Origin of the sequence: Inquilinus limosus, from assembly GCF_002195995.1 — a bacterium.
GTDB lineage: Bacteria > Pseudomonadota > Alphaproteobacteria > DSM-16000 > Inquilinaceae > Inquilinus > Inquilinus limosus_C.
Genome location: NZ_NHON01000053.1, coordinates 1 through 16565, shown reverse-complemented (window position 1 = coordinate 16565; position 16565 = coordinate 1). Strand labels below are relative to the sequence as shown.

Genomic DNA, 16565 nt, shown 5'->3' with positions numbered 1-16565 from the left:
TGCCACCCCGGTCTTCGCCATCCTCCCATGCGGCGGCGCTTCGCCACCGTGGCCTTCGACCGGCCGCCCTGTCCGGCGGCCTTCCCGAAGACCACGGAGCACGACCATGCCCGACCCTCTGGCCGGAATGCCGCCGCGCTTTCTCCGGACGCCCGAGGCCGCGCGTTTCCTCGGCCTGTCCGGCCGCACCCTCGAAAAGCACCGCACCTACGGCACCGGGCCGCAATACCGCAAGATCGGCGGCCGCGTCGTCTACACCATCGAGGATCTGAAGGCCTGGGCCGATCGCGGCTCCCGGCGTTCGACCTCCGATTCCGGCACCGACACCGTGCTGCCGGCCAAGCGCCATGCCGCCATGGCGCCGCAGTACACGGTCGCTGAGCCGGGGAGGGGACGATGACCACTCTCCCCGAGCGGACGACGCTCTCTCCCTTCGTCGCATTGCCCGAGGACGGCGTCAGCCCGCGCGATCAGCGCGACCTGATGGAGCGGCCCTTCTTCTCGCTGGCCAAGGGGCGGCGCACTCGGCCGATCCTCTACAAGGCCGGCGAGACGGAAGTGCAGATTTATGCTGTGCCGGAGCACGGCATGGCGACCATCTGGGACGCCGACATCCTGATCTGGGCCGCAACCCAGATCGTCGAGGCCGCCGACCATGGTCTGCGCACCTCCCGCTTCCTCCGCTTCACGCCGTACCAGATCCTGCGGGCGACCGGCCGGGACACCGGCTTCCGTCAGTATCGGCTGCTGAAGGCGGCGCTGCAGCGGCTGCAGTCGACCGTGGTGCTGACCACGATCCGCCAGGGACCGAACTGGCGCCGGCACCAGTTCTCCTGGATCGGCGAATGGCAGGAGCTGGTCGACGGCTCCGGCCGCTGCCGCGGCATGGAGTTCGTGCTGCCGGACTGGTTCTACCGTGGCGTGCTGGACCGGTCGCTGGTCCTGACCATCGACCCGGCGTATTTCCGGCTGACGGGCGGCATCGAGCGATGGCTCTACCGGGTCGCCCGGAAGCATGCCGGCCGCCAGCCTGGCGGCTGGACCTTCGAGATCCGCCACCTCCACGCCAAGTCCGGCAGCCTGGCTCGGCTGTCCGACTTTGCCCTCGACCTCCGCCGCATCGCCGCCCGCCGGCCGCTGCCTGGCTATCGCCTCGCCTTCGAGGGCCGCGACCTCCTCTGGATCACACCGGTCGGCGAGTTATCCCCAGAACCGGTGGATAAGCCTGTGACCGGGCTCGGTACATCGGGCGCAGCCGATATCGGTACTTCGGGCGCAGGCCTATCGGTACATCAGGCGCACGGACCGCAGCTAAGCCTTTGGTCTGCAAGCGAGATCGGTGTCCGTAACTTAGAGTCTAACGTAAGAGACTCTAACATTGTTGATGGTGCCGCGCCGCGCGGCTCCGGCATCTCCGGCCGGCGAGAGCCGGCATGATCGTGGCTCTCCTCAATCAGAAGGGCGGCGTTGGCAAGACCACGCTCGCCCTGCACCTCGCCGGCGAATGGGCCCGCCAGGGCCGGCGCGTCACCGTGATCGACGCCGACCCGCAGGGCTCGGCGCTCGACTGGTCGGAGCAGCGGGCGCGGGCTGGCCGGCCGCGGCGCTTCGGCGTCATCGGCCTGGCCCGCGACACGCTGCACCGCGAGGCGCCCGAGATCGCCCGTGACGTCGACCACGTCGTCATCGACGGGCCGCCGCGCGTCGCCGCGCTGATGCGCTCGGCGCTGCTCGCCTCCGACCTCGTGCTGATCCCGGTCCAGCCTTCGCCCTTCGACGGCTGGGCCTCGGCCGAGACGCTCCGGCTGCTCGAGGAGGCGCGGCAGTTCCGGCCCGACGTGCTGGCGCGGTTCCTGCTGAACCGCTGCGGAGCCGGCACCGTGATCGCGCACGACACGGCGATGTCGCTCGCCAGGGCCGACCCGCCGGCGCTCGCCGTGCGCATCGGCCAGCGCGTCGCCTTCGCCGACGCCGCCCGCAGCGGCCGCCTGGTCGGTGAGTTCCCGCGTAGCCGCATCGCCGTCCGCGAGATTCGCATGCTCGCCGCCGAGATTGAGAGGCTGATGCCATGAGCCGACCCTTCACCAGGCGGCCAAGCAGCCCTGAGGCATGGATCCGGGCGCCGGAAGCCCGCAAGCCCTTCACCGCCCGCCTCACCATCGACGTCACGCCGGATCTGCGCGGGCGCATCAAGATCGCGGCCTACCGCCAAGGCGTCACCGTCGCCGATCTGCTGCGCGACCTGTTCGCCCGCCACTTCCCCGCATCCAACGAGAACGGAGACGCATCATGAGCGATCTCACCCAGCTCGAGTTGCTGCGGCTGCACCGGCGGGTCGAGCACTGGCTGCGCTTCGGCCAGTCGGTCGCGGAGACGACCGTCGATCAGCATCGGCGCGTCGTGTCCCTCGCACCCGGCAGCGTCTTCGCCGTCCTGCGCTGGGCCGCGACCGATCTCGGATTGGTGTTTCGCGCATCGACATCCTGCGCGCCGTGGCGCCGGGGGAGCGCTGCGCGACGGTGCCCCATATACGGCCCGGCGCCGAGATTGTGCTCCGCCAGTCCGGCTGGCCGAAGGTCGAGCGCGTGCTGCAGGCGATCGACGCAGTCCTGGCGCTCGGGATCGATCCGGCCGACGCCGCGCCGGATCACTGGCGGCACGTCCACAACCGCCTGGCCGCCAACTTCGAGCCGCGGCTCTATAGCCCCGACCGGCACGCCGCCTGGCTCAGGCACCGGAGGATTGAGGCATGAAGGCGCGCATCGCAATGTTGATCCTGATGCTCGCTGGCATCGGTCTGATCGCAGTCCCAGCGCTGGTCTCACCGATTCCGCGTCTCGTCTGGAACGCCTCGGCGAGCCTGCCGGTCGGGCTCTACCGCGTGCGCGCAGTCGACCATCTCGCCGTCGGCGACATCGTGCTCGCGCGGGCGCCCACCGCGCTCGTTCCGCTCTTCGCCGAGCGCGGCTATTTGCCTGAGGGCGTGCCGCTGCTGAAGCGCATCGCCGCCCTGCCGGGGAGGATCGTTTGCCGCGCCGGCCTGCAGATCACCGTCGACGGGACCTTCGCCGGACAGGTCCGCGAGCGCGATCGTGCCGGCCGGATGCTGCCGGTTTGGCAGGGCTGCCGGAAGCTCGGCAGCGGCCAGATCTTCCTGATGAATCGGGACGTTCCGGACTCGCTCGACGGACGGTATTTCGGGCCGGTGCCGACGAGCTCAATCATCGGCCAGGCGGAGCCGTTCCGGACGCCCGAGGCGCCGCAATGACGCCGGTTCTCAGCAATTGCTCTGTCCGGGCGGCGGCCGTCGTGTTCTGTCTGTGCGCGTCGGCGATGCCTGCCCTCGCGGAGCCGGCCTCCGGCACCGTGGCGGAGGCGTTCGAGCCCTGGTCGGCCAACATCGCCGAGGCGTCGCAGCGCTTCGGCGTGCCGGAGCCATGGATCCGCGCCGTGATGCGGGTCGAGAGCGGCGGCAATCCGCGTGCCGTGTCGCCGAAAGGCGCCATGGGGCTGATGCAGATCATGCCGGAGACCTGGGCCGGACTTCGCGATCGCTATGGCCTCGGCGCCGATCCCTACGACCCGCGCGACAACATCCTCGCCGGCGCCGCCTATCTCCGCGAGATGCACGACCGCTACGGCTACCCCGGACTGTTCGCTGCTTACAACGCCGGACCGCGGCGTCTCGATGAGCACCTTTCCGGAGGCAGGTCTTTGCCCGCTGAGACACGTGCCTATCTCGCTGCCCTCGGTCATTCGCGTGTCGCGCCGCCTCCTTCGTCCGTCACTGCATCGGACATCGGTCTGTTCGTCGATCTGCATGGCAGCGGCCGGGTGACTGCGTTTCGTCCGCCCTCATCCGGTGGCCTCTTCGTTCCGGTGAGTGCCGCGCGGAAGCGCAAACCGTGATGGACCAACGGCACCTTCGGAGCCTCACCAGAGAGAAGAACCGTCTCTTCGGATCTCCCATCGTCCCATGCCGGGACAGGCCGCGTCGTGGACGAGCGGTGCCCCCAATTTTGCCGAGCGTGTGGAGCGCGCTGCGCGCGCCGGTCTTTCGTCTCGCTCGACAAAATCGGCTCCCCCGCTCGCCGGCCAGCCGGTCGCCTGCGGCGATCCACGACCCGGCCCGCCCCGGCATGCGCCCCCCCTCCGTCTTCAGACACTGACGGAGAGGATCATGACCACGTCCCACGACCACATCCGCGAGCTCCAGGCCGAGCTGAGGCACTGCCGCCTCACCCGTCGTGAGCGGACGGCGGCCGAGACCGAGCTCGCGCAGGCGATCGCCCACCAGGCGGAGCTCGACTGCGCATTCGACGAGCTGTTCGACACACGGCCGCGGCGCCGCCGCACTGCAGTCGATCGGCATCCGCCGAGCTGATCGCAGACAGCTCCAAGCTGATAGGGCGCGGCGTTCGTCGAGCGTCGCGCCCGCCATCCCATGGCATGACCGACGCAGCTGGAGTGGCCGGATCCAAACCCTCTCTCGTCTCGGTCGACCCATCCTGTCAGCCGGAACGAAACGTCCGTCAAGGAGGCGCGGTCCCCCCGAAATGCTGACGCATTTCGGCTCCCCCACGCCCCGCTCCGCGGCGCCTCCGGCGTCCTTGACCGCCGCTTCGCCGGCCGCCCCGGGGGCACGTCCTCGACGCGGAGGACGTCAACCAAGGAGCTTCCGATGACCATCGCACCATCTCGTCTCATCCCGGGCACCGACGCCTACTGGCACGATCGGCGGGAGGCCCTCGCTCTCATCCGCCGGCTCGAGAACGCCATCGCGGCGTGCAAACGGGCGCCGCTCTACCTGCCCGGGCCGGACTACGATGAAGAGGACAATCACGACGACGTCGTCGAAAACCTTGGACCGTGGGATCGCGCTGACGCCCTGCGGACGGAGGCTCGCGACAACTCCACCGTCGTCGAGATTCTGACGGCCCAGAAGCGGCTCGCTCTCATCGACTAGGCCACTTCACGGCGGGGGCGGTGCCAGGGTGCCGCCCCCGCCTTCTGCATTCAAGGCTCAGCAGCGCTGCCGGGGCGGGGCTGGCCCAACGGTGCGAAGCAGGCCGACGGACTGCGATATCCCACTACTACGAGTTGCGATTCTGAAGGGGCGGGGACAACTTTTGAGCTACGGCGAGATAAAAAGGGTGTGGCTGGTTGGTGGGTAAGTCTTTGGTGAAGCTCAGATTTCTGCGGCCACACCCACCGACGGCGGTGCCGTCGAGCTGGAATCTCCCAGTCGGATCAATGCTCTCGACGGCACTGCCCTGGAGCAGCGCAGGAGGTGAGTTGTGGCCAAGGCTTCTGACGGCGATCTCCGCATCCGGCTGGGCCGAATTCGCAGCCACGGCAGCGGCCGGCAGCCGACCTTCATCGCTCAGGTGCTGAAGGCGGCACAGAAAGCCGGGCACGTCGGTCCACGCTCGCCCCGTCCGCCGCGTCCCGGCCGGTCGAGCTTCGGGCGCGGGCGGCTCGCCTTCGGCCGCGATCGCCTCTTCGCGCCCGGGCGCCGTGTCGTCGTCAAGGCCCGCGTCGTCCGACACAAGGGCCGGAGCTTCCGCTCGGCGCCGATCACCGCGCATCTCGCCTATCTGAAGCGCGAGGGCGTCACCCGCGACGGCGAGAAGGCCCGCATGTTCGACGCCCGGACCGACGTCGCGGACGACGCCGCCTTCGCTGCCAGGTGCCGCGAGGACCGGCACCACTTCCGGTTCATCGTCTCGCCGGAGGACGCGGCGGAGATGACCGACCTCCGGGCCTTCACCCGGGACCTGGCGACTCAGATGGAGCGCGACCTCGGCACCCGGCTCGACTGGATCGCCGTCAACCACTGGAACACCGACAACCCGCATGTCCATCTCCTCGTCCGCGGTATTGCCGAGGACGGCAGCGACCTCGTCATCGCCCGCGACTACATCAGCCGCGGCCTCAGGGCCCGGGCAGAGGCGCTGGTCACGCTCGAGCTGGGTCCGAAGCCGGAGCATGCGGTGCGGGTCGGGCTGGAGCGCGAGGTCGAAGCCGAGCGCTGGACACGGCTCGACACCGAGATCCGCCGCATGGCGGATGAGGAGGGTTTCATCGACCTGCGACCTGCCGGACCCGACGGAGGCGAATCCGATCTTCGCCGGCTGATGATCGGCCGGCTGCAGCGGCTCGAACGGATGAGGCTCGCGGCGCCGGCCGGCCCAGCCCAGTGGGTGGTCGCCGCCGAGGCCGAACGGACGCTGCGCGAGCTCGGCGATCGTGGCGACATCATCCGGACCATGCACCACAGCCTCCAGGGAACGGAGCGGGCGCTTGGCGACTACATCATCCACGGCAGAGGAGCCGCGGTGCCGATCGTCGGCCGTCTCGTCGACAGGGGCCTGCACGATGAGCTCGCCGGCGAGGCATATGCCGTCATCGACGGGATCGACGGCCGCATCCACCATCTCCGCTTCCCGGATCTGGGCGCGTTTGAGCACGCGCCGCCCCTGGGCGGCATCGTCGAGATCCGGGCGCAGGCGGGCGAGGGCAGGGCGGGGCTGGTCCTGCGCTCGGACCTGGACATCCAGGCGCAGATCGGCGCCAGGGGCGCGACCTGGCTCGACCGTCAGCTGGTCGCGCGCGAGCCGGCACCGCCGGCGGAGGGAGGGTTCGGCGCCGAAGTCCGAGCAGCCCTTGCGGCACGGATCGAGCGGCTCGTCGATGACGGGCTGGCGCGCCGGCAGGGGCAGCGGGTCGTCTTCGCCCGCAACCTCCTCGACACGCTCCGCGGGCGCGAGCTCGATGGGGCCGCGGCGGCGCTGGCCACGGAGACCGGCCTGCCGCGGACCGAGGCGGCTGCCGGCGATCCGGTTGTCGGCACCTATCGCCGCCGGCTCGACCTCGCCTCCGGCCGTTTCGCCATGATCGATGACGAGCTTGGCTTCAGCCTCGTGCCCTGGTCGCCGATGCTGGAGCGACGCCTCGGACAGGAGGTCTCCGGCGTCCTTCGTCCCGGCGGTGCCGTCGACTGGAGCTTCGGGCGCAAGCGGGGGCTGGGGATCTGAGGAACTGGGGGCGACGTCGAGGCGGCCGCACGCCGCCTGCCTTTCCACGAAGAGGTCGCCGGGTGCGCGACGGCGGGTTTTCGGCGGTTGTCCTGAGGGCCAACGTTCCGACATCGCCTTTGCGATCGCTTGCGCAAGGTGGGGCATGTCGGGAACCAGGATCCTCTGGGGTCAGATCGTCACCGTGTTCACGGTGGTGCTTGCCTCCGTCTGGGGCGCGACCCAGTGGGTGGCCTGGCGGCTCGGCTATCAGCCGGAACTCGGCGGCCCCTGGGCAGAGCTCGGCGGCATGCCCCTCTATCCGCCGCCCGCGCTGTTCTGGTGGTGGTACTGGTACGACGCTTATGCGCCCGGCTTGTTCATTGAGGCTGGCCTGATCGCGGCCGCCGGCGGCTTCGCCGCGATCGGAATCGCGATCGGCATGTCGGTCTGGCGGGCGCGCGAGGCAAAGGAGGCTTCGACCTATGGTTCGGCCCGCTGGGCGACGGCGGAGGAGATCGCGGCGGGCGGTCTGCTCGGACCCGACGGCGTCGTCCTCGGCCAGTTCGAGGGGCAGTATCTCCGTCACGACGGGCCGGAGCACGTCCTCTGTTTCGCTCCGACCCGCAGCGGCAAGGGTGTCGGACTCGTCGTGCCGACGCTCCTCACCTGGCCCGGCGCCGCCATCGTGCACGACATCAAGGGGGAGAATTGGCAGGTCACCGCCGGCTGGCGCGCCCGCTTCGGCCGCGTGCTGCTGTTTGATCCGACCAACCCGGGCTCGACCGCCTACAACCCGCTGCTCGAGGTCCGCCGCGGCGACGCTGAGGTCCGCGACGTGCAGAACATCGCCGACATCCTCGTCGATCCCGAAGGCGCGCTCGAGCGTCGTAACCACTGGGAGAAGACCAGTCACAGCCTCTTGGTCGGCACCATCCTCCACGTCCTTTACGCCGAACCGGACAAGACCCTCGCCGGCGTCGCCGGCTTCCTGTCCGATCCGAGGCGGCCGATCGAGAGCACGCTGCGCGCGATGATGACCACGCGGCATCTCGGCGACCGGCCGCATCCGGTCGTGGCCTCATCGGCGCGCGAGCTCCTCAACAAGAGCGACAACGAACGTTCCGGCGTGCTGTCGACGGCGATGAGTTTCCTCGGCCTCTACCGCGATCCGGTGGTGGCGCAGGTGACGGCGCGCTGCAACTGGCGGATCGGCGACCTGGTGGAATGCGACCGGCCGGCGACGCTTTACCTCGTGGTGCCGCCATCGGACATCAGCCGGACCAAGCCGCTGATCCGCCTGGTGCTGAATCAGATCGGCCGGAGGCTGACCGAACAGTTGGAGACCGCTGGTCGGCGCCACCGCCTCCTCTTGATGCTGGACGAGTTCCCGGCGCTCGGGCGATTGGACTTCTTTGAGTCGGCTCTGGCGTTCATGGCCGGCTACGGGCTGAAGAGCTTCCTGATCGCCCAGTCGCTCAACCAGATCGAGAAGGCCTACGGGCCGAACAATTCGATCCTCGATAACTGCCATGTGCGCGTCGCCTTCGCGACCAATGACGAGCGGACGGCCCGGCGTGTATCCGACGCCCTGGGCACGGCGACCGAACTCAGGGCGATGAAGAACTATGCCGGCCACCGCCTCTCACCCTGGCTCGGGCACCTCATGGTGTCGCGGCAGGAGACGGCACGGCCGCTGCTCACGCCGGGGGAGGTGATGCAACTCCCGCCCTCCGAGGAACTTGTCCTCGTCTCCGGCATGCAGCCCGTCCGGGCCCGGAAGGCCCGGTATTTTGAGGATCCCCGTTTTGCGCAGCGGGTCCTTCCGCCACCTGCAAAGCTGTCCATGGCCAAGGAGGGGACAGAGACCACGTCCGCCCCTGACGACTGGAGTGCGGTGCAGACGCAAGATGGTTCGGCGGCGACCGAACGCGCCGGGACCGGCACAGAGGAGCGGGCGAATGGTGGCATCCGACGTGAGCCGATGCTGCCCGAGCACGAAGAGATCGCGCCGGAGACGCCGACATCGACCAGGGAGTTCGCAGATCTCGAGGATGAACCGGACGACGAGGCCGTCAAGGCGAGGATGGTGCAGCAGATCGTGCGCACTGTTGCCCGGCAGGCGGCCTTGGATCCCGACGACGGCATCAAACTGTGAGCGGCCGATGAAGACCAGGCTGAACGTCTACTTCTCGCCTGACCTCCTGCGCAGGATCGAGGACCTTGCCCAACGCAAGAGGCTGTCGCGGTCGTCGATCGTCGAGGCTGCAGTCGCGTCTTTCCTGTCGCCGGACGGGGCGGACCAGCGCGAAGCCGCCGTCACTCGCCGCCTCGACCGGCTGTCGCGGCAGTTCGAGCGGTTGGAACGCGATGTCGGGATCTCGGTCGAGGCGTTAGCGCTGTTCGTCCGCTTCTGGCTCACGGTCACGCCGCCTCTGCCGGGCAATGCCCAAGCGGCAGCACAGGCCAAGGGCCGGGAACGGTATCGAGACTTCCTCGACACGCTCGGCCGGCGGCTTGCAAAGGGGAGGGGCCTGCTACAGGAGATTCCGAGCGATATGTCTCAGACTGGCTCCAATTCCGGGGCGGCTGGTAGCAGCGAGCCGACGGCGGACGGTCGCGACCCACCTTCGGAGGCATTTGATCAGAGATAGTGCGGCAGCGCGCTATGCTGATTGAGAGCTCCCGAGTCATATTCGAGACCCCACCACAACCGGCCATCGCGCCCGATTTGCGACGATGCGCATCCGTGTACGGTGACGATCATTCGACGGCACGTGAAAGGCGAGATCTGGGCTTCCCTGGCTGGCGGGCTTGGAGCAACCCGAGGCGATCACTCCCTGTCGCGACAGCGGTGGTCAACCAGGAGGGATTGGCATGATGTTGGCAGCGGGCGACTGGGATGGCGAAATAGCCAGTGCCGGGACAATTCACTACGGAAGAACCCCGAAGAGTGAAGGCTCTGCGACCACCGTAGAGCTAACATACTTCGTTGCAGGGGTAGTTCTGTCGCCACGATCGGCCAAGAGAAAATATCCCGGAGTTTTGACAATATTTGCGCCGACCTCGACGGCGAAAAGAAACTCCGCTGGGTCGGCTTCGGACAAGGGGCCCGCCATACTCATAAATCTTCTCGTGAGTCGTCCGCAATTCTCTGATCTGGCGCGATGTGCAGAGAGCGGCAGACTGAAAGCGTTCCATTGCACGATCGCCGAAATGCAAGATGGTTATTGGGAAATTTCGAGCTGGGGTCTGATCACTGAGTTCGGAAAATAGCGCCGAACTTGGCCTGCCGTTCGCCCTGCAGTCCCGCGCAGCTGAAGCGCGTCAAATCCCCCCAATGGAACAGCGGATCTGCAGTCGGGTCGTCTGATTTTGGGTGGGCGCTGTCTGATCTCCTGGCGCGGGCCGTCGACCGCCTGCCTTTCTACGCTCCCGCACTACGACCCCCTGTGGCTTGTTGCACCAGCCCTGATCCTGCCTCTTCTAATCATCCCCGTTCGCTGGCCGCGGGATGCGGCCGCCAGGAGAGGGGATCGCGGTGGCAGCCTATCCGGACAGGACGGAAGCGGTCTCCCGCGGCGCGCGCATGCTGCGCACCGCGCTCGGACCGGCGATCGCGGCCTGGCTCGACGATCCCGCGGTCATCGAGGTGCTGTTCAACCCGGACGGCCGGCTCTGGGTCGACCGGCTGACCGACGGCCTGGCCGACACCGGTGAGCGACTGCCGCCGGCCGACGGTGAGCGCATCGTCAGGCTCGTGGCGCACCATGTCGGCGCCGAGGTGCACTCTCGGGCGCCGCGGGTCTCGGCCGAGCTGCCGGAGACCGGCGAGCGCTTCGAGGGGCTGCTCCCACCGGTCGTGGCGGCGCCGGCCTTCGCCATCCGCAAGCCGGCTGTCGCCGTCTTCACCCTCGACGACTACGTCGCCGCGGGGATCATGCGCGCCGGCCAAGCCGAGGCGCTGCGCCGGGCGGTGGCCGAGCGCAGCAACATCCTGGTCGCGGGCGGCACCTCGACCGGCAAGACGACACTGGTCAACGCGCTCCTCGCCGAGGTGGCGAAGACCGGCGACCGTGTGGTGCTGATCGAGGACACCCGCGAGCTGCAGTGCACCGCCCCGAACCTGGTGGCGCTGCGCACCAAAGACGGCGTCGCCTCGCTCTCCGACCTTGTCCGCTCCGCGCTTCGCCTGCGTCCAGACCGCATTCCGATCGGCGAGGTCCGCGGCGGCGAGGCGCTCGACCTGATCAAGGCCTGGGGCACCGGCCATCCGGGCGGCATCGGCACCATCCACGCCGGTTCGGCGCTCGGAGCGCTCCGCCGCCTCGAGCAGCTGATCCAAGAGGCGGTGGTGACGGTGCCGCGGGCGCTGATCGCCGAGACCATCGACCTGATCGCTGTCCTCGCCGGCCGTGGCGCCCAGCGCCGCCTCGTCGACCTCGCCGAGCTTGGCGGCCTGTCCGGAGCCCGCGACTACCGTCTCACCTCCGTCGCCCCCGATCCCGACGACCTCATCCCGCCAGGAGTCCGACCGTGACCATCTCGTTCGCTCGCCTCCACCCAGGCGTTGGCGCCTTCGGCTTTGCCGGGTTCATGCTCGCAGCCCTGCCGGCGCACGCCGCGGGCTCAGGCATGCCTTGGGAGCAGCCTTTGCAGCAGATCCTGGAATCGGTCGAGGGGCCGGTCGCCAAGATCATCTCGGTGATCATCATCATCGTCACCGGCCTGACGCTGGCCTTCGGCGACACCTCGGGCGGCTTCCGCCGGCTGATCCAGATCGTCTTCGGCCTGTCGATCGCCTTCGCCGCCTCGAGCTTCTTCCTCAGCTTCTTCTCCTTTGGCGGCGGGGCGCTCGTCTGATGATCGAGACCGACTCCGTCCCCGGCTTCCAAGTGCCTGTGCACCGGGCGCTGACCGAGCCGATCCTCCTCGGCGGCGCCCCGCGCGCCGTCGCCATCGCCAACGGCACGCTGGCGGCCGCGATCGGCCTCGGCCTGCGTCTTTGGATCGCCGGCATCCTCTTCTGGCTCGTCGGCCACGCGGTAGCGGTCTGGGCGGCCAAACGGGACCCTTGGTTCGTCGAGGTCGTGCGCCGGCACCTGCGCTACCCGCCCCATCTCTCGGTGTGAGGCTGCCATGCTCAATCTCACCGAGTACCGCAAGCGCATCGCCCTTCTCGCCGACGTCCTGCCCTGGGCGGCGCTGGCCGCACCGGGCGTGGTGCTGAACAAGGACGGCAGCTTCCAGCGCAGCGCCCGGTTCCGGGCCCCCGATCTCGACTCCGCCACCCCGGCCGAGCTGGTCGGCGCCGCCGCGCGCCTCAACAACGCGCTGCGCCGCCTCGGCTCGGGCTGGGCCATCTTCGCCGAGGCCCGCCGGCAACCGGCGGAGAGCTATCCCGAGAGCCGCTTCCCCGACCCGGTCTCGGCCTTGGTCGATGCCGAGCGCAAGGCCCAGTTCGAGGAGGCCGGGAGCCACTACGAGAGCGCGTATGTCCTAACCTTCGTCTGGCTGCCGCCGGCCGAGGAGGTGTCGCGAGTCGAGTCCTGGCTCTACGAGGGCCGGGATCGTGGCGGCGTCGATCCGTGGGAGCTGCTGCGCGGATTTGTCGACCGTACCGACCGCGTCCTGCAACTGATTGAGGGCTTCATGCCCGAGGCCGCCTGGCTCGACGACACTGGGACGCTCTCCTATCTCCACGCCTGCATCTCGACCCGGCTACAGCGGGTCGCCGTGCCCGAGGTGCCGATGCATCTCGACGCGCTCCTGGCCGATGAGCCGCTCGTCGGCGGGCTCCAGCCGCGGCTCGGCGCGGCGCACCTGCGAGTGCTGACCGTCATCGGCTTTCCGGGCGCGACCTCCCCGGGGATTCTCGACGACCTCAACGGCCTTGCCTTTCCCTACCGCTGGTCGACCCGGGCGATCTGCCTCGACAAGACCGACGCTGTCCGGCTGCTGACCCGGATCCGCCGGCAATGGTTCGCCAAGCGCAAATCGGTGGCGGCGATCCTGAAGGAGGTGATGACCAACGAGGCCTCGGCCCTGGTCGACACCGACGCCCACAACAAGGCGTTGGACGCCGATGCCGCGCTCCAGGAACTCGGCACCGACGCCATCGGCCAAGCCTATGTCACCGCGACCGTCACCGTCTGGGACGAGGACGCGGGCATCGCAGCGGAGAAGCTGCGGCAGGTCGAGAAGGTGATCCAGGGCCGCGACTTCACCTGCATCGCCGAGACGGTCAACGCGGTCGAGGCCTGGCTCGGCGGCCTGCCGGGGCATGTCTATGCCAATGTCCGCCAGCCACCGGTCTCGACGCTCAATCTCGCCCATATGATTCCGCTCTCGGCGGTCTGGGCCGGGCCCGACCGGGACGCCCATCTCGACGGGCCGCCACTGTTCTACGGCCGGACCGAGGGCTCGACCCCGTTCCGCTTCGCGCTCCATGTCGGCGACGTCGGCCACACGCTCGTCATCGGTCCGACCGGCGCCGGCAAGAGCGTGTTGCTCGCGCTGATGGCCTTGCAGTTCCGGCGCTATCCCTGCGCCCGGGTCTTCGCCTTCGACTTCGGCGGCTCGATCCGCGCCGCCTGCCTCGCCATGGCCGGCGACTGGCACGATCTCGGCGGCGGCCTCTCCGACGAGGCAGCCGACGCTGTGGCGCTGCAGCCGCTGGCCGGCATCGACGAGCCGGCGGAGCGGAGCTGGGCCGCGGAGTGGGTGGCCGGGATCCTGGCCGGCGAGGGCGTCGCCGTCGGACCCGAGGACAAAGAGCATGTCTGGTCGGCGCTGACCTCGCTCGCCTCGGCACCGGTGGCCGAGCGGACGCTGACCGGCCTCGCCGTGCTGCTGCAGTCCGCAGCGCTAAAGCGGGCGCTCCAGCCCTACTGCCTCGGCGGGCCCTACGGCCGGCTGCTCGACGCCGAGAGCGAGCGCCTCGGCGACGCCGACGTCCAGGCCTTCGAGACCGAGGGGCTGATCGGCACCGGCGCTGCGCGGGCCGTGCTGGCCTATCTCTTCCACCGCATCGATCGCCGTTTGGACGGGAAGCCGACCTTGATCCTGATCGACGAAGGCTGGCTCGTGCTCGACGATGCCAGCTTCGGGGCGCAGCTGCGCGAATGGCTCAAGACCCTGCGCAAGAAGAACGCCTCGGTGGTGTTCGCGACCCAGTCGCTGGCGGACATCGAGGGCAGCGCGATCGCACCCGCCATCGTCGAGAGCTGCCCGACTCGCCTCTTCCTGCCGAACGAACGGGCGCTCGAGCCGCAGATCGCTGCGATCTACCGTCGCTTCGGCCTCAATGACCGGCAGATCGGGATCGTGGCCCATGCCATGCCCAAGCGCGACTACTACTGCCAGTCGCGGCGCGGCAACCGGCTGTTCGAGCTCGGCCTCGGCGAGGCCGCGCTCGCGTTTTGCGCCGCCTCGTCCAAGGCCGACCAGGCCGCCATCGCCGAGATCCTGGCCGAGCGCGGCCGCGACGGCTTCGCCGACGCCTGGCTCCGCCGCCGCGGCGTGCCCTGGGCGGCCGATCTCCTCCCCAGCTTTGCCCCGGAGGCTGCCCGATGACCTGTCGTCGCCTTTCCGCCGCGCTGATCGCCGGCGCTCTCCTGTCGGTGCCGGTCGTCCGGGCCGATGCGGCCTGGATCGTGTTCGATCCCAGGAACTACAGCGAGAACCTGCTGTCGGCCGCGCGGGCGCTGGAGCAGATCCGGAACCAGGTCACCAGCCTGCAGAACGAGGCGCAGATGCTGATGAATCAGGCCCGGCAGCTCACCTCGCTGCCGACCTCGGTGCTCGGCGAGATCCAGGGCTCGTTTTCCGAGATGCAGGGCTTGCTGCGCCAGGCGGATCACATTGCCTATGACGTCCAGTCGATCGAGGACGCCTTCCGGCAGTACCGGGACCTCGGATCCGGCCTCAGTGACCAGCAGTTGATCACCGGCGCCCGCGAGCGCTGGCAGAATTCGGTCTCCGCCTTCCAGCATGCGCTCACCGTCGGCGCCGGGGTGGTGAACGAGCTCCCGGCCACTCAGGCCGAGACCGGCACGCTGGTCGACGCCAGCCAGGGCGCGGTCGGCGTGCTGCAGGCGACCCAGGCGGGCAACCAGCTCCTCGCCGTGCAGACAAAGCAGCTTGCCGACCTGACCGCGCTGATGGCAGCTCAAGGCCGAGCCCAGGCGCTGGAGGCTGCCCGGCAGGCCGCAGCCGAGCAGCAGGCCGAGGAGCAGCGCCGACGCTTCCTCGCCGAGGGCGCAGGCTACCAGCCCTCCACGGTCAGCATGTTCCACGAGTGACGCCATGGAGCCGCGGACCATCTTCAGGGCGGCGGCCCTCGCCATGCTCGGCGTCGTGCTGCTGGCCACAGCGGTCGCCGTCCATCGCGAGCCCGAGATGCCGGTGCCATTCTCCCACGTTGCCTCCGAGCGGCAGGATGCATTGCCGGCCGAGTTCGCCCGATGCCGCGCACTCGGCCTTGCCGCCGCCGACGATCCCGGCTGCCAGGCGGCATGGACCAGGGCCCGCGAACGCTTCCTCGGCACCGGCGAGGGGGAACGCTGATGGGCGGCATCGGGGTCATCGACCGCTTCCTCGAGGTCTTCACCCGCTACATCGATTCCGGCTTCGGCCTGCTGCGCGGCGAAGTCACCTTTCTCTCCTCGACCCTGATCGCGATCGACATCACGCTCGCCGGCCTGTTTTGGGCGATGGCCGCCGACGAGGACGTGCTCGCCCGGCTGATCCGCAAGACGCTCTATATCGGCCTCTTCGCCTTCCTGATCGGCAACTTCAACAGCCTCGCCCGCATCGTCTTCGAGAGCTTCGCCGGCCTCGGACTCAAGGCGGCCGGCTCGTCGATCGGCCAGGCCGAGTTCCTGCAGCCCGGCCGGCTCGCCCGGGTCGGGCTCGACGCCGGCCGGCCGATCCTCCAGGCCGCAGGCGAGCTCATGGGCTTCGTTTCCTTCTTCGACAACTTTATCCAGATCTTCGTGCTGCTGATCGCCTGGCTGGTGGTGCTGGTCGCCTTCTTCCTGCTGGCTGTGCAGCTCTTCGTCACCCTGATCGAGTTCAAGATCACGACGTTGGCCGGCTTCGTCCTCATCCCCTTCGGCCTGTTCAGCAAGACCGCGTTTCTGGCCGAGAAGGTGCTCGGCAACGTCGTTGCCTCAGGGGTGAAGGTGCTGGTGCTCGCTGTTATCGTCGGCATCGGCACCGGCCTCTTCGGTGAATTCACCCGCGGCTTCGGTGAGGCGCAGCCGACGCTGGAGGATGCGCTGGCGCTGGTGCTCGCGGCGCTCTCGCTGCTCGGCCTCGGGCTGTTCGGCCCCGGCATCGCCACCGGCCTCGTTTCCGGCGCGCCGCAACTCGGCGCCGGCGCGGCGGCGGGCACCGCGCTTGCCGCTGGCGGCCTGGCTGTCGCCGGCGGCAAGCGCGGTGCCCGCCGCCGCGCCGCAACTCGGCGCCGGAAACGAGGCCGGTGGCGATGCCGGGGCCGAACAGCCCGAGGCCGAGCAGCGAGAGCGCCGCGAGCACCAGCGCCAG

Annotated in this window: 19 protein-coding genes and 1 pseudogene; all 20 read left to right on the top strand. The window is 69.2% G+C overall.

The window, feature by feature from the left end:
- The first annotated feature begins 106 nt into the window (after positions 1-106).
- A complete protein-coding gene (locus BWR60_RS23715; protein ID WP_088153575.1) occupies positions 107-400 on the top strand; it encodes a helix-turn-helix transcriptional regulator in 294 nt (97 codons plus the stop codon).
- Positions 397-1437 (top strand): replication initiator protein A, encoded by a 1041-nt coding sequence (locus BWR60_RS23710; RefSeq protein WP_088153573.1) that lies wholly within the window; start codon positions 397-399, stop codon positions 1435-1437. Before BWR60_RS23715 ends, BWR60_RS23710 begins: the two co-directional genes overlap by 4 nt.
- Positions 1434-2072 carry a ParA family partition ATPase gene (parA, locus tag BWR60_RS23705; RefSeq protein WP_088153571.1) on the top strand — a complete coding sequence of 213 codons (639 nt, stop codon included), beginning with the start codon at positions 1434-1436 and terminating at the stop codon, positions 2070-2072. Before BWR60_RS23710 ends, parA begins: the two co-directional genes overlap by 4 nt.
- Positions 2069-2293 carry a hypothetical protein gene (locus tag BWR60_RS23700; protein WP_088153569.1) on the top strand — a complete coding sequence of 75 codons (225 nt, stop codon included), beginning with the start codon at positions 2069-2071 and terminating at the stop codon, positions 2291-2293. The genes parA and BWR60_RS23700 overlap by 4 nt, the downstream gene beginning before the upstream one ends.
- Positions 2290-2753 (top strand): annotated as a pseudogene (locus BWR60_RS23695) (DUF2840 domain-containing protein). The gene BWR60_RS23700 and the pseudogene BWR60_RS23695 overlap by 4 nt, the downstream one beginning before the upstream one ends.
- Complete coding sequence (locus tag BWR60_RS23690) at positions 2750-3268, top strand: S26 family signal peptidase (RefSeq protein WP_088153567.1); 519 nt, start codon at positions 2750-2752, stop codon at positions 3266-3268. Before BWR60_RS23695 ends, BWR60_RS23690 begins: the two are co-directional and overlap by 4 nt.
- Positions 3265-3909: a lytic transglycosylase domain-containing protein gene (locus BWR60_RS23685; protein WP_088153565.1), complete on the top strand. Its 645-nt coding sequence runs from the start codon at positions 3265-3267 to the stop codon at positions 3907-3909. Before BWR60_RS23690 ends, BWR60_RS23685 begins: the two co-directional genes overlap by 4 nt.
- A gap of 271 nt (positions 3910-4180) precedes the next feature.
- Positions 4181-4384, top strand: a complete 204-nt coding sequence (locus tag BWR60_RS23680) for a hypothetical protein (RefSeq protein ID WP_088153563.1) — start codon at positions 4181-4183, stop codon at positions 4382-4384.
- A gap of 297 nt (positions 4385-4681) precedes the next feature.
- Complete coding sequence (locus tag BWR60_RS23675) at positions 4682-4966, top strand: hypothetical protein (protein WP_088153561.1); 285 nt, start codon at positions 4682-4684, stop codon at positions 4964-4966.
- Positions 4967-5297: 331 nt separating this feature from the next.
- Positions 5298-7037, top strand: coding sequence for a relaxase/mobilization nuclease domain-containing protein (locus BWR60_RS23670; RefSeq protein WP_088153559.1), 1740 nt, complete (start codon positions 5298-5300; stop codon positions 7035-7037).
- 145 nt (positions 7038-7182) lie between these two features.
- Positions 7183-9174, top strand: a complete 1992-nt coding sequence (locus tag BWR60_RS23665; RefSeq protein WP_088153557.1) for a conjugal transfer protein TraG — start codon at positions 7183-7185, stop codon at positions 9172-9174.
- 7 nt (positions 9175-9181) lie between these two features.
- Positions 9182-9670 carry a CopG family transcriptional regulator gene (locus BWR60_RS23660; RefSeq protein ID WP_088153555.1) on the top strand — a complete coding sequence of 163 codons (489 nt, stop codon included), beginning with the start codon at positions 9182-9184 and terminating at the stop codon, positions 9668-9670.
- A gap of 223 nt (positions 9671-9893) precedes the next feature.
- Positions 9894-10292 (top strand): hypothetical protein, encoded by a 399-nt coding sequence (locus BWR60_RS36495; RefSeq protein WP_144445726.1) that lies wholly within the window; start codon positions 9894-9896, stop codon positions 10290-10292.
- A 259-nt stretch (positions 10293-10551) separates the two neighbouring features.
- Positions 10552-11556, top strand: a complete 1005-nt coding sequence (gene trbB, locus BWR60_RS23655) for a P-type conjugative transfer ATPase TrbB (protein ID WP_429913039.1) — start codon at positions 10552-10554, stop codon at positions 11554-11556.
- Positions 11553-11879 carry a TrbC/VirB2 family protein gene (locus tag BWR60_RS23650; protein WP_088153552.1) on the top strand — a complete coding sequence of 109 codons (327 nt, stop codon included), beginning with the start codon at positions 11553-11555 and terminating at the stop codon, positions 11877-11879. Before trbB ends, BWR60_RS23650 begins: the two co-directional genes overlap by 4 nt.
- Positions 11879-12148: a VirB3 family type IV secretion system protein gene (locus BWR60_RS23645; protein WP_179221920.1), complete on the top strand. Its 270-nt coding sequence runs from the start codon at positions 11879-11881 to the stop codon at positions 12146-12148. The genes BWR60_RS23650 and BWR60_RS23645 overlap by 1 nt, the downstream gene beginning before the upstream one ends.
- Positions 12149-12155: 7 nt before the next feature.
- The gene (trbE, locus tag BWR60_RS23640; protein WP_088153550.1) at positions 12156-14591 is read left to right on the top strand and encodes a conjugal transfer protein TrbE; all 2436 of its coding nucleotides are present in this window, start codon (positions 12156-12158) and stop codon (positions 14589-14591) included.
- Positions 14588-15319 carry a P-type conjugative transfer protein TrbJ gene (trbJ, locus tag BWR60_RS23635; protein ID WP_088153548.1) on the top strand — a complete coding sequence of 244 codons (732 nt, stop codon included), beginning with the start codon at positions 14588-14590 and terminating at the stop codon, positions 15317-15319. Before trbE ends, trbJ begins: the two co-directional genes overlap by 4 nt.
- A 4-nt stretch (positions 15320-15323) precedes the next feature.
- Positions 15324-15584, top strand: coding sequence for a putative entry exclusion protein TrbK-alt (gene trbK-alt, locus BWR60_RS23630; RefSeq protein WP_088153546.1), 261 nt, complete (start codon positions 15324-15326; stop codon positions 15582-15584).
- Positions 15584-16565 (top strand): P-type conjugative transfer protein TrbL (gene trbL, locus BWR60_RS23625; RefSeq protein ID WP_144445725.1); only part of this gene is annotated, 982 nt, incomplete at its 3' end. The genes trbK-alt and trbL, both read left to right, overlap by 1 nt.